This window comes from Rhodococcus sp. H-CA8f (assembly GCF_002501585.1).
GTDB classification, from domain to species: Bacteria; Actinomycetota; Actinomycetes; order Mycobacteriales; family Mycobacteriaceae; genus Rhodococcus_F; species Rhodococcus_F erythropolis.
The window spans coordinates 4934541-4958677 of the sequence record NZ_CP023720.1; the positions used below are offsets into that span (position 1 = coordinate 4934541).

Annotated in this window: 19 protein-coding genes and 1 pseudogene; 15 read left to right on the forward strand and 5 right to left on the reverse strand. The window is 59.7% G+C overall.

Going from position 1 to position 24137, the window contains the following annotated elements:
- Window positions 1-5: 5 nt before the first annotated feature.
- From CPI83_RS22995 to CPI83_RS23005, 3 genes are all read right to left on the reverse strand, one after another.
- A complete protein-coding gene (locus CPI83_RS22995; RefSeq protein ID WP_019747504.1) occupies window positions 6-767 on the reverse strand; it encodes a pentapeptide repeat-containing protein in 762 nt (253 codons plus the stop codon).
- Between the two features lie 243 nt (window positions 768-1010).
- The gene (locus CPI83_RS23000) at window positions 1011-1817 is read right to left on the reverse strand and encodes a peptidoglycan DD-metalloendopeptidase family protein (protein WP_020968700.1); all 807 of its coding nucleotides are present in this window, start codon (window positions 1815-1817) and stop codon (window positions 1011-1013) included.
- A gap of 698 nt (window positions 1818-2515) precedes the next feature.
- Window positions 2516-4213: a 3-ketosteroid-delta-1-dehydrogenase gene (locus CPI83_RS23005; protein ID WP_020906521.1), complete on the reverse strand. Its 1698-nt coding sequence runs from the start codon at window positions 4211-4213 to the stop codon at window positions 2516-2518.
- 187 nt (window positions 4214-4400) lie between these two features.
- Between CPI83_RS23005 and CPI83_RS23010 the strand changes: the two genes are divergently transcribed.
- From CPI83_RS23010 to CPI83_RS23030, 5 genes are all read left to right on the forward strand, one after another.
- Window positions 4401-4859: a hypothetical protein gene (locus CPI83_RS23010; protein ID WP_081328981.1), complete on the forward strand. Its 459-nt coding sequence runs from the start codon at window positions 4401-4403 to the stop codon at window positions 4857-4859.
- A 64-nt stretch (window positions 4860-4923) separates the two neighbouring features.
- Window positions 4924-5472: a hypothetical protein gene (locus CPI83_RS23015; protein ID WP_069146112.1), complete on the forward strand. Its 549-nt coding sequence runs from the start codon at window positions 4924-4926 to the stop codon at window positions 5470-5472.
- 122 nt (window positions 5473-5594) lie between these two features.
- Window positions 5595-6989, forward strand: coding sequence for an FAD-binding oxidoreductase (locus CPI83_RS23020; RefSeq protein ID WP_069146111.1), 1395 nt, complete (start codon window positions 5595-5597; stop codon window positions 6987-6989).
- 164 nt (window positions 6990-7153) lie between these two features.
- Window positions 7154-7576: a hypothetical protein gene (locus CPI83_RS23025; RefSeq protein ID WP_069146110.1), complete on the forward strand. Its 423-nt coding sequence runs from the start codon at window positions 7154-7156 to the stop codon at window positions 7574-7576.
- A 98-nt stretch (window positions 7577-7674) separates the two neighbouring features.
- Complete coding sequence (locus CPI83_RS23030; protein ID WP_069146109.1) at window positions 7675-8925, forward strand: amidohydrolase; 1251 nt, start codon at window positions 7675-7677, stop codon at window positions 8923-8925.
- A gap of 21 nt (window positions 8926-8946) precedes the next feature.
- Here CPI83_RS23030 and CPI83_RS23035 read toward each other — a convergent pair.
- Window positions 8947-10167 (reverse strand): annotated as a pseudogene (locus CPI83_RS23035) (MFS transporter); the annotation flags it as partial.
- Between the two features lie 49 nt (window positions 10168-10216).
- Between CPI83_RS23035 and CPI83_RS23040 the strand changes: the two are divergent.
- The 10 genes from CPI83_RS23040 (at window position 10217) to CPI83_RS23085 (ending at window position 22631) form a co-directional block, all read left to right on the forward strand.
- Complete coding sequence (locus CPI83_RS23040; RefSeq protein ID WP_097388231.1) at window positions 10217-10666, forward strand: helix-turn-helix domain-containing protein; 450 nt, start codon at window positions 10217-10219, stop codon at window positions 10664-10666.
- A 62-nt stretch (window positions 10667-10728) separates the two neighbouring features.
- On the forward strand, window positions 10729-11292 hold the full coding sequence (locus CPI83_RS23045; RefSeq protein WP_069146273.1) for a hypothetical protein: 564 nt from the start codon (window positions 10729-10731) through the stop codon (window positions 11290-11292).
- 501 nt (window positions 11293-11793) lie between these two features.
- Window positions 11794-13020 carry an aminotransferase class I/II-fold pyridoxal phosphate-dependent enzyme gene (locus CPI83_RS23050; RefSeq protein WP_007726454.1) on the forward strand — a complete coding sequence of 409 codons (1227 nt, stop codon included), beginning with the start codon at window positions 11794-11796 and terminating at the stop codon, window positions 13018-13020.
- A complete protein-coding gene (locus tag CPI83_RS23055; RefSeq protein ID WP_097387752.1) occupies window positions 13017-14216 on the forward strand; it encodes an MFS transporter in 1200 nt (399 codons plus the stop codon). The genes CPI83_RS23050 and CPI83_RS23055 overlap by 4 nt, the downstream gene beginning before the upstream one ends.
- Window positions 14203-15804 carry a carboxyl transferase domain-containing protein gene (locus CPI83_RS23060; RefSeq protein WP_069146106.1) on the forward strand — a complete coding sequence of 534 codons (1602 nt, stop codon included), beginning with the start codon at window positions 14203-14205 and terminating at the stop codon, window positions 15802-15804. Before CPI83_RS23055 ends, CPI83_RS23060 begins: the two co-directional genes overlap by 14 nt.
- A gap of 4 nt (window positions 15805-15808) precedes the next feature.
- Window positions 15809-17776 carry a biotin carboxylase N-terminal domain-containing protein gene (locus CPI83_RS23065; protein WP_097387753.1) on the forward strand — a complete coding sequence of 656 codons (1968 nt, stop codon included), beginning with the start codon at window positions 15809-15811 and terminating at the stop codon, window positions 17774-17776.
- A 61-nt stretch (window positions 17777-17837) separates the two neighbouring features.
- A complete protein-coding gene (locus tag CPI83_RS23070) occupies window positions 17838-18668 on the forward strand; it encodes a rhodanese-like domain-containing protein (protein ID WP_042950994.1) in 831 nt (276 codons plus the stop codon).
- Window positions 18665-19969, forward strand: a complete 1305-nt coding sequence (locus CPI83_RS23075; protein ID WP_030535905.1) for an NtaA/DmoA family FMN-dependent monooxygenase — start codon at window positions 18665-18667, stop codon at window positions 19967-19969. Before CPI83_RS23070 ends, CPI83_RS23075 begins: the two co-directional genes overlap by 4 nt.
- A gap of 14 nt (window positions 19970-19983) precedes the next feature.
- Entirely contained in the window at window positions 19984-21594 is a 1611-nt protein-coding gene (locus CPI83_RS23080) for an ABC transporter substrate-binding protein (protein ID WP_157920624.1), read from the forward strand.
- Window positions 21595-21653: 59 nt separating this feature from the next.
- Window positions 21654-22631, forward strand: a complete 978-nt coding sequence (locus CPI83_RS23085) for an ABC transporter substrate-binding protein (RefSeq protein ID WP_097387755.1) — start codon at window positions 21654-21656, stop codon at window positions 22629-22631.
- Between the two features lie 30 nt (window positions 22632-22661).
- On the opposite strand, the gene CPI83_RS23090 is transcribed toward CPI83_RS23085, so the two are convergent.
- Complete coding sequence (locus CPI83_RS23090) at window positions 22662-24113, reverse strand: APC family permease (protein WP_097387756.1); 1452 nt, start codon at window positions 24111-24113, stop codon at window positions 22662-22664.
- Between the last annotated feature and the right edge of the window lie 24 nt (window positions 24114-24137).

The following is a 24137-nucleotide window of genomic DNA, read 5'->3' on the forward strand; positions in this document are numbered from 1 at the left end:
CCCCTTTACGAATCATCCATTTCAGGATCGAGGGCCATACCCTCTGTGTCCCCCACGCCGAGTGCTCGGGCATATCGACCGGCATACCGCTCCAGTGCGACTGCTGAATCAGCCTCACCTGCCCATTGATCCGGAATCGCGGTGCCGTCACATGTTGTTCGCGACACTCGCGCCTCGGAGAACTCGACAGCGGTCCGGGTGAAGGAACACCGCACAAAACTCGTGGCCGCCGAGAATCGTGCGCCGCCGAAAGTGCACTCCACGAAAGAGGTATCGGCGAACTGCGCACCAGGCAGGTCTGTGTCGTCGAATGCACATCGTTCGAACACAGTATTGGGCACGGAGCGGAGCCCGCGTGCTTTGGCTCCAGTGAAATCGCAATCGACGACCCTCGGTCCGAGCGCCAGACGCGAGAGCGTGGCACCCCGGAAACTGCACCGTTCGAATCGGCGATTGAAACGGGTCTGTCCGGTCAGTGCCACGAAATCGAAACGACAGTCGAATAATTCGGATTCGAAGACGGAGATCGCACCCCGAGCGAAACTCAGATCAATCCGTTCCAACGTGAGATACCGGATGTCCAATCCACCGCTACCCGCTGTCAGGCCACGCACGTCGATCAGCCCGTCATCGGTCTCCGCCCATGGGGAGACGAGAGTGTGGGGCGGCTTGACGATCCGCGACTGATCGAGCAGCTGCGCCCGTAAATTGTCGACGCCCTCATCTGACCAACGTCGACGTAGGGAGGTGATCGCGGACCGGTTCACGGGCTCAATAGTATCGGCAAGATCCCCCGCGATTGGCCGTGGCTGCCCAAGAAGCGAACCGCCACGCATCAGCACTTCGGTAGGAATCACTTCTCGGAGCGCGCAAACAGCCGGACCGTGAAATACACGGCCCGGCTGCAGCGCTCACACGCACCAACTGGAACTCGGAGTTAACTCGGGTACTGGAACCGGTCGTATACGAATCTTTGACTCATCCCAGGATCAGTATCGAATTATCCACTCTCACAGATTGACTACGTCGCCCACAAAGATCTGGTCGGGATCGGCGATCTGTGGATTGATGTCCCACAGCTGCTGCCAGGTGAGACCTCGTTCTGCAGCGAGGCCGAACAATGTATCACCGGCCGCAACGACTACCTCTTCGCCAGACGCTGGAGCCTTCGACTCCGGAATGCTCTCTACCGGTGCAGATTCGGCTGCCTCAGAGTAGACAACGGGAACTGGCGCCGATTCCGGTGCGGATTCGGGTGCTACTTCCGGTGCCGGCACGGGTGCGGGTGCGGGCACGATACTCGACCCGGTATCGCACGCCCCGATCGAACTCAGGAAGGACATGGGATCGACGGCGCCACCAGTGTGAATGCGGAGGTGCAGATGTGGACCGGTGGAGCTACCGGTGTTACCCGTTGCCCCGATCTGGTCGCCTACCTCGACGTGCTGCCCCACACCGACCCAGGTTTCGGAGAGGTGGCCCATCTGAATCTGCTCGCCACTGTCCGCTTCCAACTGGATGTACGTTCCGTATCCACCCGGATCATTGGGTCCGGCAACAGAAATCGTGCCCGATGTCGGCGCGTGAAGCGCGGTGCCGACGTTGACAGCGAAGTCGACTCCGTCATGTCCCGCGTGGTACCCCTGCGAAAGTGATCCGCTTACCGGCCACTCCCAACTGCAACTCGCCGACCAGCCCTGCGCACCGGCGGTACCTGCATTGACAACTGCTCCGGCCCCCACAAGGGCGCCCAGTCCTGCAGTTACGGCGATGAATCGTTTTGTGCTGGAAGGCTTGTGTTTTCTGTGCTTACTCATATTTTCCTTGACTGATGTGCTCGGAGCCGGCGCAGGCTCTACCGCCAGACAGCACTCAGTACGTGCTGAGCTACGCGGTGCATCGCACCGAGACTCCGTTGGAGTGAAATTTTCGGATTGCGCCATGGAGAGAAGTACGGTGACCACTCTCGAACGCGATCGCGCGCATAGACCCGCAGGTCTGTATCTCCTGGTGACAGCACAGGAGATACGGGTTCTACTTCGAGGCAGTGCCTGAATCGATCGTTGATCGAGGATTACGAATGCCGGACCGAACTGAGGGCATTTTGTTCGAAGATCGACAGGGTGGGTGTCTACCCGGTTGGTCGGAAATGGGGTGGAACATGAAGATCCTTGCGTTGCGGATGAGGAATCACCTCATACGCTGTCGCTTCACGACGCTCCACGCCACGGTTGAATTACCTGGGTACGTACCTGTTTTTGCGCTTTCGACCCGACCGGTCGATATCAGGCGCCACTTCATTCCACGGCATCTGGTGAAAAAATCAGTGCCTCACATCACTTCTGGAGACGATACCGCGCCTCGGTCACCCGGCACGTCAGCGTTACCGAGATGGGACATACAGCTGGCATTGCTGCTACACGCCGAACGGGAGACCAGTGCACGTTCCGGCATCGGAAACGCGCGCTGATCTCCCGTCAGGTCGATCTACTAGCTAGTGCATCTACGGTTTGAGCTACTTCTCTGCTGCGTGATGGGCCGCGATGTATCCGTAAACCAGCCCCTGGCCGATCGTCGCGCCGGCGCCTGGGTAGGTGTGACCGAATGCGTTGGCCGCGGTATTGCCGATCGCGTACAGGCCGTCGATGACGCTGCCGTCCTCGCGAAGCACGCGTGCATGCTCGTCCGCCTGCACACCGCCGCAGGTGCCCAGGTCGCTGAGCGTCATCTTCACCGCATAGAGGGCGCTCTTGTCGAGCTGGCGCAGATTCGGGTTCGGAGACACTGTCGGGTCGCCGTAGTACCGATCGTATGCGCTGCCGCCGCGACCGAACTCCGCATCGCTACCTGCAGCAGCGGCCTCGTTGAACTTCTGGAAGGACTCGGCAAACGCATCCTCGGGGAGACCGACCTTGCGGGCGAGTTCGGCCGGACTGCTCGCCTGGTGCGCGATGCCGGACTCGAAGAACGCCTGCGGAAGGGGCTGACGGGGGAAGATACCGCCTGCGAACACGTAGCTGTTGCGGTACTCCTGGTCGAAAACAAACCACATCGACTCGGCCGGATCGCCAGCCTTTTCCCGTTCGAGCACGCGCTGGCCGAACGACATGTAGTCCGTCGCCTCGTTCACGAATCGACGACCGGTCTGGTCGACGATGAAAGAGCCGGGCAGCGCACGCTCTGCGAGCATCACCATCGGCGGGCGGCCCTTGATGCTTGCCACCGCGGGGAACCACCAGGACTGATCCATCGATCCGATACCTGCACCGAGCTCTTGTGCTGCCTCGATCGCTTCGCCGGTGTTGCCCTCTGCGCCCAGGCTCTCATGCTCACCGAGGCTCTCCGACTGGTACTTGTGGCGCCACTCCATGTTGTGGTCGAACCCGCCGGCTGCCAGGACGACACCGCGCCGAGCGGTCACCGTCACTTCACGTCCGTCTTGCACCACAACTGCACCCGTTACGCGGCCGTCTTCGGTGATGAGCCGAACCAACGACGTTTCCGTCCACACCGGGATACCGGCCTGGACCACACCGGCGAACAGTCCGGCGGCGAGCGCCTGACCGCCCGCGATGTATTCACGCTTGAGGACGTACTTGCCGTAAACGCCTTGCGCCAGGCGGCGGATGATGCGGGGAAAAGCCTTGCTCGGCTTCTTCACCATCAGGTTCATCCACTTGTAATCCGCACCCGTCACCGGCATCGGCAGTCCGGCTTCCATCAAACCGGGGCGCAGGCGACCGCGTTCCGCTCCCAGTACCGACGCGTCGAACGGCAGGCACTCGCAGGTACGTCCGGCGGCGCTACCGCCCGGCAGTTCGGGGTGGTAATCGGAGTATTCCTTGGCCCAGAAGAACTTCATGGGCGTCGTGCGGTAGAGCATGTCGACAGTGGCCGCACCGTTGTCGACGAATGCTTCTCCTCGTTGGGCAGGGGCAGTATCACCGACCACCGAACGCACGTATGTCTTCGCTCGCTCAACGGTGTCGCCCGCACCGGCTTTCGCCAAGATCGGGTTGGCAGGCATCCAGAACGCACCACCGGACCGCGCCGTCGAACCGCCGACGTACTGCGTCTTCTCCACGATCAGCGTGGACAAGCCGAGTTCGTTCGCGGTGAGGGCGGCAGCCATGCCGGTACCGGACCCGATCACCAGTAGATCGACAACGATGTCCTTGGCTTGTGTCGCGGGGGGTGCCTGATTCTTAGCCATTGAACAAATCCCTTCACGTGGTTATCGACGTAGAACGCTAAGGCAGTCGCGGCGCAGAAGGTTCCGGATGCCCAGTCAGCGGGACATTGCGAGTGGATTGGCGAAAAACAGCTCCTGCCACGGTTCGGACGTTGTGGCCGTCTCAGCAGAACTACGCCTTGCCCTCGTCAACCTTTAGGCTGCTCTCGTGACGACAGACTCTGGCTTCGGCATCACTGACGAAGCGCTCGGCACCCTTGTCCGCGGGCACTACATCTTGTCCGACGGTGAGCGATTGGACGACGACTACTACAGCCTGACCTGCAACCTCGACGGGCGAGCCGTCGGATTTATCGCCCACTCACTCGAGCCTGACACCGTACGCGGCATGCTGCCCCGCTTACGCCACGTCGTCGACCAGCACGAGGCTCTTCATCGTCTGGCTGTCGAAGCGATTGTCAACGAATTCAGCGAAGAAGCTCCGTCACGAGGCGAAGTGATCGATGCACTGCGCGATTTGGTGCTCGAGTCCGTCGAGGTCTTTCCCGACAACCACGTCGTCCTTGGTCTGACAGACTCGTGCGGTTTGCATTTCATGGACGGGTACTGGCCGGCGGTTCGTTTCAACGGCGACGACGGCGTGATCGAAGTGACCGTCGAATCCTGACCGCGATCCTCGTCTCGGACTATCTGCTGACGTTCCTCGGCACCGATGAAGAATAATCATCTACATGAAATGGAACACCCCTACAGAGACCGGCTGGTTCGTGAACCTTGCCGAAGGTGGTTCGACCGTATCGATATTCGATCCGTCGGGGAGCGTCCAAGGCGAACTGATTCCCGCACCCGACGACGAATTGGAGAGCGTTTCCGGCGGGCGGAAGAGGAAATCGTCAACAGCCGAGCAGGATCGACCAAGGCTCGCATTCCGCAAAGGCCGACCTGCATCACTTCGATTGTCCGACGGAACGATCGGGACTCTGATCGACCAGAGACCCAAGGCCATGCGCCGCAAGAACAAGCTGTGCGAAGTCGATATCGCGGGCAGAAGATACCTCTTCGTTCATTCATCGGGCCGAAAGGCAACAGCCCGACGTGACGGAATCGCATTGGCTCACATGGAACGTGGGCGATGGTCCGGTAGAAGTATCGTCACCAGAAGAACCCTCACGGCAACGGACACCCTTGACGAATGTGTCCTGACTCTGTTTCAGAAGGTAGTGACACCTGGACGTACCGGTGCCTTCGATCAGGTACTGACCGACCTCAGCAACATATGACGTACGCCACATTCGGTGGATCTCAACCGCACTCGAGATACTAACTTTCAACTCTTAGGTCCACGGACATGCCTTGGACACAATGAGTTTCACATCTCGGATCGGAAGGCTGAAGCCAGATCATGGTCAATGTCGACGCTTTGAACACGCTCGCCCGACGATTGTCGCCGGGTGCGATGATCACAGATCCAGATCTACTCCAGTCCTATCGGCAGGACTGGAGTTTCGATCCCGCAGCCGGCACTCCGATCGCCGTCGTACGTGCTTCGACGACGGCAGATGTCCAGGAGACCTTGCGCTTCGCCAACAGTAACAATGTCCCGGTCATTCCACGGGGCGCCGGCACGAGCGTCGTCGGCGGATCCACCGCCGTCGACGGCGCTATCACCCTCAGCCTCGAGCGAATGAAATCTATTCGAGTGGACGTCTCGTCACGAACCGCGATCGTCGAACCAGGGGCAATCACCAATGACGTCAAGGCTGTTGCCGCGCGCGAAGGTTTGTACTATCCACCAGACCCGTCGTCCTATGAAATCTGTTCCATCGGCGGTAATGCCGCCACCAACGCAGGCGGACCGTGCTGCATAAAATACGGCGTCACCAGTGATTACATCCTGGGTATGACGGTTGTGCTGCCTGATGGATCCGTCGCCGAACTGGGCGGAAAACGGATCAAAGACACCCCAGGGCTTGCATTGACCAAGCTATTCGTCGGCAGTGAAGGAACGCTCGGTGTGATAACCGAACTGACGCTGCGACTCATCCCTCAGCATCCGACTCCCCACACATTGGTGGCCTTCTTTCCACTCATGGCCGACGCAGTTGCCGCTGCCCGAGATATCACAAGTTCAATACGCCCTTCAGAACTCGAAATCCTCGACAACGCAGCCATCAAGGTGGCGGAAGAATTCCTCAACATGGAACTGGACACCGATGCCGGAGCACTCCTGATCGGGCGATCCGACGCCGGTAACGGCGCAGAGACAGAGATGAAATTGATGAGCACTCTCTGCGAAAAGCATCGAGCCACAGCTACATACGCTACCGACGACCCTCACGAAGGCGAACTGTTCATCCGCCCCCGCTATGCCGTTTACGAAGCCTTCGAGCAGAAAGGGGTGGTCATCGGCGACGACGTCGCGGTACCCATCGACAGACTCCCCGAGCTCACCGACGGTATAGCCGACATCGCGAAGCGCTACAGCACCACCATCGTCAGCTACACCCACGCCGCCGACGAGCTCACGCACCCAGTCCTCAACTACCCCATCGGAGACGTGGCCGCCGCTGAATCCGCCTCCGCGGCGCGACAAGAAATCTATCAACTCGTGAGCACTCTGGGCGGATTCGCAGCAACAGAATATGGTGTAGGACAAGATAAACGAGGTCGCTTGTCGAACTCGCTCGATCCCGTCGTCAGCAAACTGAACAGGACCATCAAGAACGCTGTCGACCCCAACAACATCTTGAATCCGCGCGTTCTGATCCCCTCGAGCGGTTCGACGGACGGCATCTGAGGCCGCTACAGGTATCGAATAGCGACGAGTACCTGAATTCTCCTGTGCAACCGGATATGGTGAGGCTGCCGTCTTCAATGCGGCGGTGCAAGAAGGGAAATTACGACCAAGACGTTATGTCGGGGAATAAGCAAATCGCCTGGATATGGCTGGAGGCCTCCGTGATGAATCTCGTTCGCCGACTGAGCGTCTGCACATCCGTCGTGATCACGTCGGCTCTGACGTCGGTAGCGCTCGCATCCGCTGCGGTGACCATTCCATTCCAGATCAACCCTGCGCCGTACGGCAACCCGAACGGCAGCTTCGACGCGCCGGCGGTCCGCTGCGTAGCTGTAGTCGGCGAACTACCCGGCACAGTGACGATCACCGGGGGCAAGGAAGACCGCTGGGGATGCCTGCTCTCGTCCGAAGTGCGCTGGCTGAACCTTTCGACCGGGGTCTCCGGCTCCGCTCGTCTCTCGGACGGTCTGAACGGAGTCCCGGCAGGGGCGATCGTGCAGACCGGGACCGGTCAAGTCGCTGTCGCCGTGATGTCTGTGGCCGGATCCATCATCACCCCAGGTGTCGCATCGTTCTACGTGCCGTAGCACCAGAACTCCGCATCGCGGACGCGGTGGGGCCTAAGGTCCTGTTTACCGACCCGTCATCCCGGTTAGCCTGAAAAGACGCTACCGAGAGGACTCTCATGACCTCGTCAGTGCACGAAACGATCGCAGTGGATCTGGATTTGATCGACCTGTACAAAGACCTCCACGGCAACCCGGAACTTGGATTTCACGAGCATCGAACATCCAGTCTGGTGGAAGGACATTTGACAGCACTGGGATTCGACACGACTACCGGCGTCGGGACAACCGGAGTCGTCGGAGTCCTGAAGAACGGAGCGGGCCCCACAGCGCTGCTGCGTGCGGACATGGACGCCCTCCCGGTTCGGGAAGAAACCGGATTGGACTACGCCAGCACCGTGACAACGACCGACGATCAGGGGAAGACCGTCTCGGTCAGCCACGCGTGCGGCCATGACCTGCATACGACCTGCTTACTCGGTGCAGCCCGGATCCTCTCGCAGGACACGACGACCTGGTCCGGCACTCTTGTCCTCGTCTTCCAACCGGCGGAGGAACTTGGCGCGGGTGCGCAAGCCATGGTCAACGACGGACTGTTCGAGCGATTCCCGAAGCCCGACATCGTTCTCGGCCAACACGTATCGCCGCTACCGGCAGGCACGATCGCCGGGCACGCCGGCCCCTCGTATGCGGGATCGGACTCACTTCGTGTGAGACTGGTCGGAAAGGGCGCCCACGGATCTATGCCGGAGAACTCGGTCGATCCCGTGGTCATGGCGGCCGAAACCGTGTTGCGTTTGCAAACTGTCATCTCACGCGAGGTCCCGAGTACTGCAACAGCTGTCCTCACCGTCGGCTCCATCCATGCTGGAGATGCCGCCAACGTCATTCCCGGCGAAGCAGAACTGCAACTCAACATCCGCAGCTACGACGCAGTTGTGCGTCAGCGCATCCTGGATAGCGTCGACCGCATCGTCCAGGGCGAAGCGGCCACCGCCGGCGCTCCCACCCCACCGACCATCACCGAGACGGAGCACTTTCCGATCGTCGTCAATGACCCGGCGGCGCTGGACAAGACACTCGATGCCTTCGCCGAATGGTTGGGGACGAACAAGATTCTCGATCCCGGCGCGGGAGCAGGTAGTGAAGACGTCGGCATTCTCGCGACCAGTGCCGGTGCGCCACTGTCGTACTGGTTGTTGGGCGGTACCGACCCTTCACTGTTCACGACAGGTGACATGACCGATCCGGCTTTGCGAACCGTGCCGTCGAACCACTCCCCGCACTACGCTCCCGTGATCGAGCCGACCCTGACCACCGGTGTGAACGCCTTGGTCGTCGCGGCCAGGACGTGGCTCCCAACTCCCTAGGGTGTTGCGGGTCCGCAATCGATCGATCGTCCATACGATCAAGGCTGCAAACGCGTAGGCGCCGCCGAGAATACTTGCAGCGCCCCACCCTGCCGCGTCGAAAACCATAGTGGTGGAAACCGCCCCAGCCGCGCTGCCCAACGAATAGAACACCATGTAACTACCGATGGTCCGCCCGGCCGATTCCGGTTCATCCGCGACGATCAGGTTCTGGCTCGAGACATGAACAGCCTGCACGGCGAAGTCCAACGCAACAACACCGACTACGAGTAACACCAGCGAGTGCGTCGCCTGCGCGTTGAAAACCCACGACAGCAAGAGAACGACCAACGACGCCCCGGTGACGCGTTGGGCTTTGCCTTGATCGGCCCAACGTCCGGCACCGACCGCGCCCAATGCTCCGACCAATCCGGCGATTCCGAAGAGCCCGATCTGTGTGGTCGACAATCGCCATGGCTCCTCGCTCAGTGGTAATGCCATACCGCTCCAGAGCGCACCGAAGGACGCGAACAGGAACAGGGTGATCAGAGCCCTCGTGCGAAATAGTCGGTTCGTAAGAGTCAATGTCACGACCGATCCCATGGCACGCGCATACGAACCCCGATCCGATTGCGAACGAAGGTCTTTCGGCAGCATCGTCAACGCGAGAGCCGCGATGAGGACCGAAATCAAGGTGGATCCGGCGTAGACCGCCCGCCAGCCTGCCAGATCCGCAACTGCGCCGGCGACAGTTCGAGCGAGGATGATGCCGACGACAACGCCGCTGGTGATCACACCGATGTTTGCGCCGCGCTCGTCTGGGTCGCTGATTGCCGCAGCGTAGGCGACTACGACTTGAACGACGACCGAGAAGGTGCCTGCGACGGCCATCCCGATCAGCAGTTGCAGATTCGTGGCGGCCACAGCAACAAGCATCGTTCCTGTTGCAGCAGAGACGATCTGGATTGCGATCAATTTTTTGCGATTCACGAGATCGCTCAGTGGCACCAACACGATCAACCCCACCACGTAACCGAGTTGGGCGAGTGCCACGACGAAGCCGAGGCCGGCCGGAGCAATGGAAAGATCTGAACCGATTTGCCCGAGGAGCGGCTGTGCGTAGTAGATATTGGCTACCGAGACACCGCAGAGCACCGCGAGCAACAGGCGAAGTCCACGAGGCATTTTGAACTTGTCCCGTGCGCTCTCGACAGTATGACGTGCAGTCACTTCCACCTCAATTTGGTTGCGTTTTGATACCATTTGAAGACTATGTCAATACAGTTTCAAAACGCAACCAATGAGGAATCCGATGCCTGATCGCACGCAATGGACGGACCCGCACTGCCCGACGGCCCGAGCGGCCGACATCATCGGCGACAGATGGTCGCTGTTGATCGTGCGAGACGCCTTCGACGGGTCGTCGAGGTTCAGTCAGTTTCAGCGAAACCTGGGCATCGCAAAGAATATCTTGACGGACAGGCTGAAAACCCTTGTCGAGCAAGGAATTTTCGAAGTCCGACCGAACGAGCAAGGTACTCGCAACGAGTACGTCTTGACCGAACGCGGTATGGATCTGTTCATCGTGATCACGAGCCTGCGGCAATGGGGAGAGCGCCACGCCTTCGATGACGGTGAGCCACACTCGATCTTGATCGACGACACCACGGGCGATCCGGCGCCCAGGCTTCGACTGATCAACGCACGGAATTTCGACCTGGACCCGACAAGTACACATGTGGAGAAGGTCGAGGAAGGTTGACCCGCAACTCGCCAGATCGGTAGATGGGCGCACAGGATTCGAAGTTCGCGCATACTCCGATCATGACTGTCGATCTCGAGTTTTCCTGGCCGCAGTTTCTCTGGATTGCCTTCATCTTCGTCGGCGTGCCCACAACTATCGGCGCGAGCATCATCTGGACAATCTGGCGTTCGGAACGAAGTGGCGTGGAGCACTCCACGACCGCCCTCGACGCCGGGCGCACGGGATCGGGCCCACTCGGACTGTGGCGCACCGGCCTGTTGGCCTTTGCGCTGGGCTTTCTGTCTTGTGTGGGCTGGCTCAGCTGGTCAGCCGACTACAAAGGCGGATTCCGCGGCCCCGGCCTGCCTGCCCCGACGCAGTTTCCTCCCTGGCAGGTGTTTGCCTGCGGATTAACGGTGATCCTCGCGTGTTTCGTTTCCGCACATCGGTCGCAATGGATGAAGGCAGGCGGCCTGACTGCAGCTGCCGGCACGGCTGCGGGATTCACCACAGCATTCAGTATCGACGCCAGTACTGATGTCACCGGTCAGGCAGGCGTGGGCGTCGCACTGTCCACGATCGGATGGGGCCTCACCCTTACCGCACTGATGGTTCTGCGCGGCAAGTGGTCGCGACGAGAATGAATCATTGCCGGATCATCCATCCGACGAGTAAAGAATTCGATAAGCGGACCTAACACGTCTTGAAATTCATTAAGAAGAAAATCGATTCCAGATACACGATCGCCTAATTGCCTGATTGCCGAACCTCCACGAGATCCTCGAAAAATATGAGACAGAAGCCTTATCGCTTCCATGCCAACCCTTTGACGCATGCGGATCATAATATTCTTCGGACATCACGTGGAAGCGCACACAAGCCTGTGACTCACGACATTATCCGATTTATCACGGGGAATCGTGATAATTCATCACCACCACTGAACTGGAACAACGGCTTAAGTTACAGATTCAACTAGTTCCAAACTACCGGGTTTCTTCCTTTTTCTCGGCGTCTCGATTCCGTAATGCTTGACATCGAATTGTCTTTCGTTCTCAATGAGCGATGTCAACTGACGATGATGCATCTCAGTGCATCAACGCAGTAATTCCGCTATCGAATCCAGTGAAGGGACCAGCCGCGAAATGACGGTTGCCGAGAGCTTGAAAGATAGGAATCTGTACTCCAACCTCAGGCGTGCTGCTGATTTGAGCAACCCATTCTGGGATCGCGCAGTCAGTGAGGGTCTGGCCGATATCACCGCCGATCGCGTCGCAGGTTTCGAACACCGGACGATCCAAGGATACGAATTCGAGAACTTCTCCACGTACTCGTATCTGGGGCTCGACACCGACGACCGAATTCGTTCGGGTGCGATCGCCGCTCTCGAGCGCGAACGAACGTTGAACAGTTCCATCTCGCGGATGAGAGTCCACTCCAGCCTTCTCGACGACACAGAGGCCGCGTTGAGCGAACTGCTTGACGCACATGTGCTCACCCTCGGATCCGCCGCAAACGCTGCGTGGAGTTTGCTCCCCCTCGTTGCGTCCGGATTGCTCACCGGCGGTGAACCTCCCCTCATGGTGTTCGACAAGAACGCACACTTCTGCCTCAATGCCATGAAGGCGAGCGTCGCCGACGAAACGACGATCGTGACCATTCGGCACGACGACGTCGATGAACTCGAAAGTCTTTGCCGAACAAATTCTCAGGTGGCATACGTGGCGGACACCGTCTACAGCACAGGCGGGAAGGCGCCGCTGAACGAACTGTTTGCATTACAGGCCAAATACGGACTGATTCTCGTTCTCGACGAGGCGCACAGCACCTCGGTCATCGGACACAACGGGCGTGGCGCGGTCCTGGATCTCATCGGCAGCCTCAATGATCGAACATTCTTGCTGACATCACTGAACAAGGGATTCGGTGCTTCCGGCGGCGCGATCGCACTCGGTCGGAACGGGGGCAGCCGAAATCGTGATCTCGCACTTCGCTACGGCGGCCCGTTGACGTGGTCGCAGCGTGTGAACGTAGCCGGGCTGGGTGCTATTGCGGCGTCCGTGGAGCTCCACCGCAGCGGAGAGGTCGACAAGCGGCAGCGGCAACTCCGCACGGTTGTCGAACTGTTCGATTCGCTCGTCGACACGCCGGCATCGGGCGATGGACTCCCGATCCGCTTCGTCACGCTCCACGAGGAAGAACAAACCATCACCGCAGCACAGAAACTGCTGGCTAGCGGTTTCTACACATCGGCGGTCTTCTTCCCTGTCATCGGCCGGGGCAAAGCCGGGCTGAGACTGATGCTTCGGGCGGACCTTCCACATGCAACGATCGAGCGCTTCGCCGACGTCCTACGAAGTGTCACGGAATGAGCGACGACCGCACTGTCGCAGTGACACCTCTGGCTTGTGCCGTCGTGTTGACAGCACAAATGGCCACGACCATCTACCTCCCTTCACTGCCGAAGATCGCGACGGATCTGGGCATCGAAGATTCCGTGGTGAAGTGGTCTGTGACACTCTTCGTGATCAGTGCCGCACTTCCGGTGGTCGTGTGGGGGCGGTTGGCAGATCGACTCGGACGCAGGACGGCACTGTTGTCCAGCTTAATACTGTTCGTGATTGCCTGCGTTGCATTGGCTTTGGTCCAGAGCGCCGCCGTACTACTGATCGGCCGGATCGTTCAAGGCATCGGAGCAGGGGGTGCGGCCATCATCGTGCGAATGATGGTGAAGGACAAGTTCACCGGTTCGGAGTTGGCTAGTCGATTGTCGCTGTTGTCGATGGCATTTGTGGTGGCACTGGGCGGTGGCCAACTGATCGGCGGCGCTCTCGCGTCGTTCACCTCGTGGCGAACCGGCTTCGGCGTGCTCGGAGTATTCGGAGCAGCACTCGCTGCGGTGGCACTGAGGACCGAGAACACCACAGTCCGCGACAACAACGAACGCGTTGTTCGGTGGAATGCCATAGTCCTGACACCGCAGTTCTACAAACCAGCCATTGCGGGGGGCCTGGGTTTCGGCGCGATAGTCCTTGTGCAGCAATCGAGCCCCTTCCTGTTCAGCGATCGATTCGACTTGCAACCGTGGGCATTCGGAGCCTTCGGAATCCTCTACGGAACCGCCTACTTCAGCGGCGCGCTTTACGTCAATCGAAGGGCCACAACCGTCGGTTCAGAGAAGTTAATGCGTCGAGGTGCGCTGTGCATGCTGCTTGCCGGCCTCGTCCTCATGCTCTGCTGGTATGCCCCACTCGGTTCCACGCCGTTGCTCGCGGTCTTCCTGCTCGGATACATCGCACTGACATTTGGGCAATCACTTCTCTTCCCGAACTCGGCAGCATCAGCAGTGACGCATTTTGCTGAAGGCGGAGCCATCGCCGTCGCGTACTGCGGACTCGTACAGCAGGGGATTGCCGGCATCGCCTCTGTAGTCGGACCTCTCGCATCCGATGAACACGTGTGGTCGGCAATCGTCGCACTGATCACTGCAGCAGCGACTGCGCTCGTATTCTCCCTCCGCACAGCTTCCTCCGAACCGACAGTAGGTACGTCCCATGCCCGTCATTGAACGCACCGCACAACTCGACCCCGGTACCCGCGAGCAAAACTTACTGGCATACAAGCAAATTCGCGAGCGAGTTGCGGACGCGCAACACTTGTCCGTTCACGGGGCACCCGAGCGGTCGGTCGCCAAGCACCGGGCTCGCGGCAAATTGCCCGCTCGCGAACGCATCGATGCTCTTCTCGACGTGCAGTCCCCGTTCTTCGAGATCGGACAACTGGCCGGATTCGAGGTGTACGACGAGCAACTCCCGTCGGCTGGTCTGGTCACGGGCGTAGGGCTCATCCGCGGCTCACTCTGCGCCATCTTCGCGAACGACGCCACCGTCAAGGGCGGCACCTACTACCCGCTGACCGTCAAGAAGCAACTGCGATTGCAATCCGTCGCTCGTCGGCTGAGGCTGCCGTGTGTCTATCTCGTCGATTCCGGAGGTGTTTTCCTTCCGATGCAGGACGAGATCTTCCCCGACGAGCACCATTTCGGCGAGATGTTCAAGAACATCGCCGAAATGTCGGCGGACGGCATCGTTCAGATCGCAGCGGTCATGGGTTCCTGCACGGCTGGAGGTGCATACATCCCAGCGATGTGCGACGAGACCGTCATCGTCCGCGGTACCGGCACCGTCTATCTGGGCGGCCCTCAGTTGGTCAAGGCTGCAACCGGTGTCGACGTCGAACCGCAAGAGCTCGGCGGCGCCGACGTGCACGGGGTGATCAGCGGCGTCGTCGATCACATCGCCAACGACGACATCGAGGCTCTGAGCATGATCGCCGACATCGTCGCCCGCGGTGATCGACGGGAGGTACGGGCGCCGTCACGATCTCCGCGACCACCTCTTCACTCCCCCGAATCGCTCGACACGGTGATCCCGGCTTCCTCGAAAACCCCGATCGTCGCGCGCGACGTTCTGGCCCACCTGCTCGATGCCAGCGAATTAGTCGAGTACCGAGCGAATTACGGCCGAACCATCGTCTGCGGGACCGGCCACATCGAGGGGTACACCGTCGGGGTCATCATGAACGACGGTGTGCTCTTTTCGGAGGACTCCCTCAAGGCCGCGAACTTCGTCGAACTGTGCTCACAACGAGACATCCCATTGTTGTTCCTGCACAACGTCAACGGATTCATGGTCGGGAAGCAGTACGAAGCGGAAGGTATCGCCAAACACGGAGCGAAACTGGTCAATGCCGTTGCCTGCGCCAGGGTTCCCAAGCTCAGCATCGTCATCGGCGGAAGCTACGGGGCGGGAAACCTCGCGATGTGCGGACGCTCGATAGGTCCTGACTTCATGGCCGTGTGGCCGAACGCGAAGACCACCGTGGTCGGTTCCGAGCAAGCAGCGTCGGTGATGGCATTGATGAAGATCGAATCTGCGCGCACACGCGGAACTCCGCTCACGGAAGAGGAAATCGAGGAAATCAAACGGCCGATACGCGAAGGTTACGACCGGCAGGGCGAGTCGGTGTACGTCGCATCCAGGCTATGGGTGGACGCGATCGTCGACCCGGTCGACACGCGATCCTGGGTTTCACTCGCGCTGTCCATGCTTCCCCGCAATCACGGAACTACGCGCTTCGGCGTCTTCAGGATGTGAGAACATGACTCGACTTCTCATCGCCAATCGGGGTGAAATCGTCACGCGCATCGCGCGCACGGCCCGTCGTCTCGGCATGTCGGTAGTGACGATCTCCTCCCCCGTCGATTCACACGCACAGTGGCATCGCCTCGCCGATCACACCGTGCTTCTGGACGGAGACATCCCCTCGGATTCCTACACCAATTCGGATCAAATCATTGCGGCCGCGCTGGCCGCGGATTGCGATGCCGTGCACCCGGGTTACGGATTCCTCTCCGAACACTCCGATTTCGCTGAAGCCGTCGTCGCTGCAGGTCTGACATTCGTCGGTCCGGCCGCTGAATCCATCGCTCTACTCGGAGACAAGGCAAGAGCGAAGAAGGCCGCCGCTGACGCCGGCATCCCGACTCTCACCGCGTGGGGCGAGGCAAGCGCCGATCCCGATACCGTCCTCGGTCACGTTCGATCTCTCGACGTGCCGGTGCTGCTGAAACCGGTGTTCGGGGGCGGCGGCAAGGGGATGGTTCGACTACATCCGGGTGATGACGCACGAGAGGTCATCACCTCTGCAATCGGTTTGAACGAAAGGAACTTCGGCCGCGGCGACCTGATGATCGAAACGCTGGTGGAGCGTCCGCGTCACATCGAAGTTCAGGTCCTCTTCGATTCCTTCGGTACAGGAGTTCACTTCTTCACCCGTGAATGCTCCCTACAGCGTCGGAACCAGAAGATCATCGAGCAGGCACCGGCAAGTTCTGTCCCCGAATCGGTCCTGGGAGCCATGCAGCACGACGCTCTGCGACTACTCGGAGGCGTCGGCTACGTGAATGCGGCAACCGTCGAATTTCTGGTTGACGCCGAAAACCGCTACTACTTCCTCGAAGTCAACACGCGCCTGCAAGTCGAACACACGGTCACCGAGGAAGTGACCGGCGTCGATCTCGTCGAACTGCAACTCGACATCGCCCTCGGCGCCCGTTTGCCGTTACGGCAGCGCGATATCGCGCTGCGGGGTTTCGCGGTGCAAGCCAGAATCTACGCCGAGGATCCGTCGAACGGATTTCGGCCCGCACCTTCACATTCCGTGGACGTAGCCTGGCCATCGGCAGTTCGCATCGACAGTGCTTTCGAGGGTGCCGGCAGCATTGCGCCGTTCTACGATCCGATGATCGCAAAGGTCATAGCAAGCGGTCCGACGCGGTCAACCGCACTGGAATCATTGGACCGAGCTTTGGCCGACTCCAGTTACTTCGGTGGAACCTCGAATATCGGTTTCCTCCGACTTCTCTTGGCGACACCGGCTGTGCGCGCGGATGACATTCACACTTCCTTCGTCGACGAGCACCTCACTCGGTTGATCCCGGATTCTGCAGAGCTCCAGGCCACCGCCGCTGCTGTTGCGATGGTGTGGACTTCCGTCGAGGAACAATCGCCGGTCACCGGGTCGTCATGGACCGGCCCCCACGGACTACATCGAGAGACATTGCGCAAGGTGGGATCCGACCCGATCGGACGCGAACTCATTGCCGACGGCCGCGTCGTGCCGACAACGGTCATCTCACAACGAAGCAACCACTGGATTGTCGCCGCCGACGGCCGGAACATTTCGGTGGTCGTCAGGGGCGGAACCGACGAAGTGACACTCAGCCTGGTCGCCGATGGTTTGACAACCACCGCTGGACGCCTCGGAGTCGGCACCGGTACATGGGTGTGCGTTGGTGGCTGGACCGTGAAGGTGATCGAGAAAGTCTATACAGCAAAGGATTCCGATCTCAGCGACGGAGAGATCACATCGAAGATGCCGGGAACCGTGCTGGCAGTGCTGCAGACTGGAACGCGGGTGTCGGAAGGTGATGTCGTCGCGGTCGTAGAAGCAATGAAGATGGAGACTGCCCTTCGTGCTTCCTCACCCGGAATCGTCTCGGCGGTGACAGTAACGGTGGGAGATGTCATCGATGCCGGACAAGTGCTGGCAGCCGTGGCGCCATGAGTAAAGATTGCCACGATCTTATCTCTTTCTTGACTGAAGCAATTGTTACACAATATCTTTCATGCCAGAAGCAGGGGGAATCGAGCGTCGCGCAGTCATTGTTTCCGCAACCGAACTCCGCGAACTCCTTCGTTCCGATCGGACGCTCGTCGTCGTCAACGTGGTACGAGACAACAGCGAGGGCGGAGCCGGAATCATTACTGCGCCGCAGTCCATCACATTGTCGATCAACGACTTTCAAAGCAGTGGCGGCGGGACTGAAGGGAATCGACCACTGCCAGATCTCGACGCATTCGGAAGAACACTGAACGATCTGAAAGTATCCGCCGATGCTCACATCGTGGTCTACAGTTCGGACAGCCCCCTGCTTGCGGCCCGCGCGTGGTTCACGCTTCGCTGGGCGGGACGTTCAGTGCGGTACTTGGACGGCGGATCGTCCGCATGGGCTTCATCCCGAAAACCCATATCGACAAACGATTCGATGCCCGTACCACCTTCCACCGCTAGCACGACACTCGCCGACGCAGAAGGCGCCCTGCGCGCGGCATCGGCCGGCAGATTGCTCGACGCCCGAGGATCGAGCAGTTTCCGCGCCGGCCACATCCCCGGATCTATCTCAGCGCCGGCAACTGACCTACTCGACGACAACGGCTTCCTACTTCCCGACCGCGAGTTACGAGAATACTTCCACCAGTTCGGAATAGAGCGTGGTGGCACCGTCGTGTCGTATTGCGGCGGCGGAGTTGCCGCGTCGCACAACGCACTGGCGCTTGCAGCGGTCGGCATCAGCTCCGCGGTCTACGTCGCGTCGTGGTCGGGGTGGAGCGCCGACCCCGAACGACCCGTCTCCACTGACATCCATCACACACCAAGGAATCCGGACCAGCGATGACACGACAGATGATCCTCGGCGCCTACATGGTGTTTCCGAGTATGCACAGTGCCGGAATGTGGCGACATTCGTACTCGGAGAATGCCTTCGAGGACAGAGCGCTCTACGAGCGATACGCGCAAGCCGCGGAACGAGCGAAATTCGACCTGATATTGATACCTGAGCGTGTGCACTACGTCGACGGCCACACCAAATACGGTCTGCTGACCGGCTTTCAACATGATCCGACGCAGTTGGCTGCAGTGGTGGCCGGCGCAACAAATCGTATCGGTCTCGGCGTAACCCTTTCGGCAAGCTTCAACAGCCCGTACAACCTGGCGAGAACTCTGGGCAGCCTCGACATACTCAGCGGTGGGCGCGCGGCCTGGAACATCGTGATGACGGCGCCCGGTCCGGCAAACGACAACTTTCCCGAAGTCGATCGGCTTCCGAGAGAAGAACTGTACGAGCGCGGCGACGAGGTTCTCGAAGCGACCACCGCACTCTGGTCATCGTGGGACGGCGACGCCGTATTGGCCGATCGCGACAGCGGAATCTACGCAGACACAAGCAAGATTCACGCGGCCGACTACAAGGGCAAATACTTGTCGGTGCAGGGTCCACTCACCTTGCCACAATCACCTCAGGGCCGCCCGGTCTTCATCCAGGCAGGTGAATCGGCGCGAGGGCGCGAGTTCGGTGGGCGGTGGGCAGATCTGGTCTTTGCGATCGACCCGTTGGAGGAAGATCTTCGAGCGAAGCGCCAGGCAATTCGCGGCTACGCGGAAGAGGCTGGACGCGACCCCGATTCGGTGCGCCTCGTCGCCGCCGTGCAACCGATAGTCGGCGAGACGACGAGCATCGCGAAGGAACGGCAGGAGTATCTGCGATCCCTGATCCATCCGGATGCAGCAATCGAGTGGGTCTCCCACTCCGCCGGACTCGATCTGTCGCAGTTCGATCCGACAACTCCGATCAACGACGTCGTCGATCAGGGAAAAGGTCCGTCGCGTCGTCTGGCGCGGCTGATCGACGCCCAGGATCTCACTATCGCCGAAGCCGCACAGTTGTTCGCGCGTAACGATCTCACTCCCGAGATTGTCGGCTCGCCGCAAGAGGTAGCGGACGAGTTGACACATCTCTTCGAATCGGGAGCAACTGACGGTTTCATCCTGACGGCTACCCACTTCCCCAGGGGGCTCGACGACTTCGCCAGTTCCGTTGTGCCACTTCTGCAAGATCGGGGCGTGTTCCGGCGCGAATACACCGGAACGACCTTGCGGTCCAACATCTTCGATTCCACTCGCACTTCCACACGATGAACGGAACTCAGTCCATGACGACGTCGCGGCTTTCATCCACACCGATCCGAGTCGCCATCCTGGCGTCGACGCTTGCAGTTGCGGCTGGTTGCAGCACTGCAATACCAACTGCCAGCGCGGACTCCGAGCCCGCGTCCGGGGGCGATCTGACCTTTGCCATCAATACGTTTCCACCGTGCATCGACAAGACCCTGAACGGTCAAACCGCTACGGCGTTCCATCCCCTCTACGACAAACTCGTCGACCAGAATCTCGACACCGGGGAGATCGTTCCTTGGTTGGCGACGTCCTGGGAGGTCCAGAACGACGGTCGACGATTCGTCTTCACTCTCCAGGACGGAGTTACCTTCAGCAACGGCGAACGTCTGGATGCACAGGTCGTGGCAGATAACTTCGAGAGCCAGAAAAGACTGGGAGACAGCGGTTTCGCAACCACTGCGAAATCTCATCTCGCGACCTTCATCGGGGCCGAGGTACTCGACCCCTCGACCGTCGCACTCGATTTCTCGGAACCATCGGCAGGATTCCTTCAAGCCGCCCGCTCCGACACGCTCGCCATCATCGCACCGGAATCCTTGAAGAAGACGCCCGAAGAACGCTGCGCCCAGGGCGTTATCGCTTCAGGTCCATTCGTACAGAAAGAACTGGAGACCAACGCGAAGGTCGTACTCGCCCGTCGGGACGGGTACCACTGGGGATCCTCACTCAACAAGAACAAGGGAGAGGCATATCTGGATTCGATCACCTTTTTGGTGGTCCCCGAATCCTCGGTGCGAATCGGCGGTTTGACGTCAGGACAACTGGACGCCGCGATCGACATTCCGAGCACAGACGTCGACCGCGCACAAAGCGCCGGACTCACTGTCATCCCGTCCATTGCTGCCGGCATCAACGACTCGCTCTTGCTCAACCCCACGTTCGCGCCGGTACTTGCGGACCTGAACGTGCGGCGCGCCTTGGTGAAGGGTATCGATACCCAACAGATCATCGATACCACCTACACACCGAGTGACGAGAAAGCACGCAGCATCCTGTCTGTGAAAGCGCCCGGCTACACCGATCTCTCGTCCGAGTACACCTATGATCCGTCGGGTGCGAAGTCACTGCTGGACGCCAGTGGATGGACAGTCGGCGGTGACGGATTCCGAACCAAGGATGGTGAGAAACTGAACGTGGAATTGGCCTACCGCAACCACCTCCCACAATCGCAGTTCGAACTGATCCAATCTCAGCTGCGCGACATCGGAGTCACGGTGAACTTGCAACCTCGCTCGACTGCCGAGGACAACGCCGCGAGAACCGACGGCACGTGGGAATCGATCTACTTCCAGAGCTTGCGCGCCGACGGTGACGTACTGCTGGTGTTCAGTCCCACTCTCGGCTCGACCAAAGGCATCGCCTCGACTCCCGAGCTGAATGCGTTGCTGGTCAAACAATCTCAGACCGTTGACATCGATGCGAGAAACGAAGTGTTGAAGGAGATTCAGGAGCTGATTGCCGATCAGGCACTGGCGATCCCGTTGCACGCCTCTTCGTTGATCTACGCGACGACTCCCGCGGTTCACGACCTGCGCATCCAAGCCGATCTCTACTCGGTGGACTTCGTGGATGCGTGGAAGAGCTAGTTCACACTTCCTCAACTCGACAACCTGCTTCGACAAACCCTTTTCTCGGAAGGAACCCGATGTTCACCCGTCCTCGCACCGCGACGCTTCTGATCTCTGTCCTGGCCATAGTTGCCCTCCTTGGTACCGCTTGCGGAAGCCCAGATGAAGAATCGACCGAGCAACACTCCGGTGCAACAACATCCGGTATCAACTTGTCGGCCGAGCAGAACCGCATCAGTACCGACAAGGTTGATTCGATCGCAGCGAAGGTCCCTCAGGAGTTCCGCGACCGGGGCACGATCCGAATCACCGGCAACGCTGGAACCGCGCCGCCGTTGCGCTTCTATGCCGACGACGACAAGACGGTCATCGGTTCCGAGACCGACTTCGCGTATTTGATTGCAGAGGTGCTCGGGTTGAAAATCGACCTTCAGGTCGCGGATTGGGCGCAGAATTCAGTGCGGATCGATTCGGGAGATGCAGATGCGTTCATCTCCAACGTGACGGTCACCGAAGAGCGTAAAGAGAAGTACGACTTCGCGACGTACCGCCTCGATACTCTCGCATTCGAAGTCAGAAAGGACAAGAATCTCTCACTCGAGAAGCCGGAAGACATCGCCGGACTGAAGATCGGAGTCGGCGCTGCCACCAATCAGGAGGCATTGCTTGTGAAGTGGAACGAGGACAACGTCGCGGCCGGGCGTGCTCCCGCTGAAATCACCGTGTACCAGAAGACCACTGACTACTACCTGCCGCTGTCCTCCGGTCGAATCGATGCTTACTTCGGCCCCAACCCGTCATCGCAGTTTCACGCTGCACAGACTGGCGAGAACGAAGTGATCGGCCAGTTCTCCGGGGCCGGTGAGGCCGCGTTGGGCCAGATCGGTGTACTGGTCAAGAAAGACAACGGCTTGGTACAACCGATCAGCGAAGCGATAGATCATCTCATCGAAAACGGCACATACGAGCAAGTTCTCGAGCGATGGAAGATCACCAACGAGGCAGTCGACAAGTCGCTGGTCAATCCCCCGGGCCTCCCGAAGACGAACAAATAGGAGAACACCACTGGTGGAGTAAAAGCCGAGTCAGGCCGAAGGACCGGCGTCGACGTCGGTAGTTCCCAGCCGGGCGAACTGCGCCGGGTCACGTCGTTCGAGTCGGGAGCCGAGTAGCCAGCCGACAGCCAAGCTGACCGGTGTGACGGCAACGAGCACCACGTTCACTGCCGTGCCGGCGGCAGTGATCAGCTCCATCTGATCAACGATCAAATACGTTGCGTAGACCAACATCAGGAGAGCGGATGCGGGCGCGATCAAGACTCTCCACACCGAATGCCCACGGCGATCTTTCCAGAAGAATGCGATGACAGCCGCGGCCGCCATGACCTGAAGCACGACGATGCCGACAATGCCTGGCGAGTTCACCCACAGCAGGAGTTCGAGGTACGGGTCTGCGCCGATGATCACGAACACGACGATCACCACCATCGCGAGGAAACTCTGGACTGCGCTGGCAACGTAGGGCGACTTGTAGACCGGATGTAGTTTGCCCAACGCTCGGGGCAGCACGCGTTCACGCGAGAGCGCAAAGACGTAGCGGGTGATCGCGTTGTGGAACGCGAGCAGACTGGCGAGAATGCTCGTGATGATCAACAGTTCCATCAAGGTGCTCGCCCAACCGCCGACGTACTGCTCGATCGCGTTGAAGTACATGCCGGCGGGGTCGGAAGCAGCAAGCGCGAGAGCCTGATCCGGGCCGTACGCCTGAATGATGATCCACACCATGAATGCGTAGAAGAGTCCGAGGAACGCGACGGCAATGTACGTTGCCCGCGGAACCGTCCGAGCGGGATCTTTTGCTTCCTCCCGATACAGGGCGGTGGCTTCGAATCCGATGAACGCAGCGAAGGCCAGAGTCAACACCCCGCCGAGGCCTGGACCGAAAACATTGGAAGGAGCAAAGGATTCGACATCGATTCCGACGGCTCCGCCTTGAAAGAGGACCGCTCCTGCGAGCAGAACCAGAATCCCTGTCTCCGCGGTCAGCAAAAGGATCAAAAATCGCGCCCCGAGGTGTACCGATCGAGATCCGAGGAACCACACCAATCCAACACCCAACAGCGACCACAATCCCCACGGCAGATCTACCCCGACCAGGTCCGCCATAGTGGTTTGAGCGAAATATCCTAGAGCCCCGAAGATTCCGATCTCGAGAGCGTTGTAGGACACCAACGCGAGTACTGCTGCGGCGAGCCCCCAGCGAGGCCCGAGTCCAACTGAAATGTAGGCGTAGAAGGCGCCTGCATTGTGGATGTACTTGCTCATCGCAGTGAAACCGATTGCGAACACTCCCAACGCGAGCCCCGCCAAGATGTATCCGCCCGGAGCCCCGATGCCTGCAATGTTCAAGGCCAGCGGCGCGACCCCTGCCATCACCAGCAATGGAGCCGCGGCGGCCACGACGAAGAAGACGATCCCGGCAGTGCCCAGGACGCCTCCTTGCAGCTGCACGGTGGGCAAGGTTTCAGATTTCTTCATGAGGCACTTCTCCAGTGAAGGAAG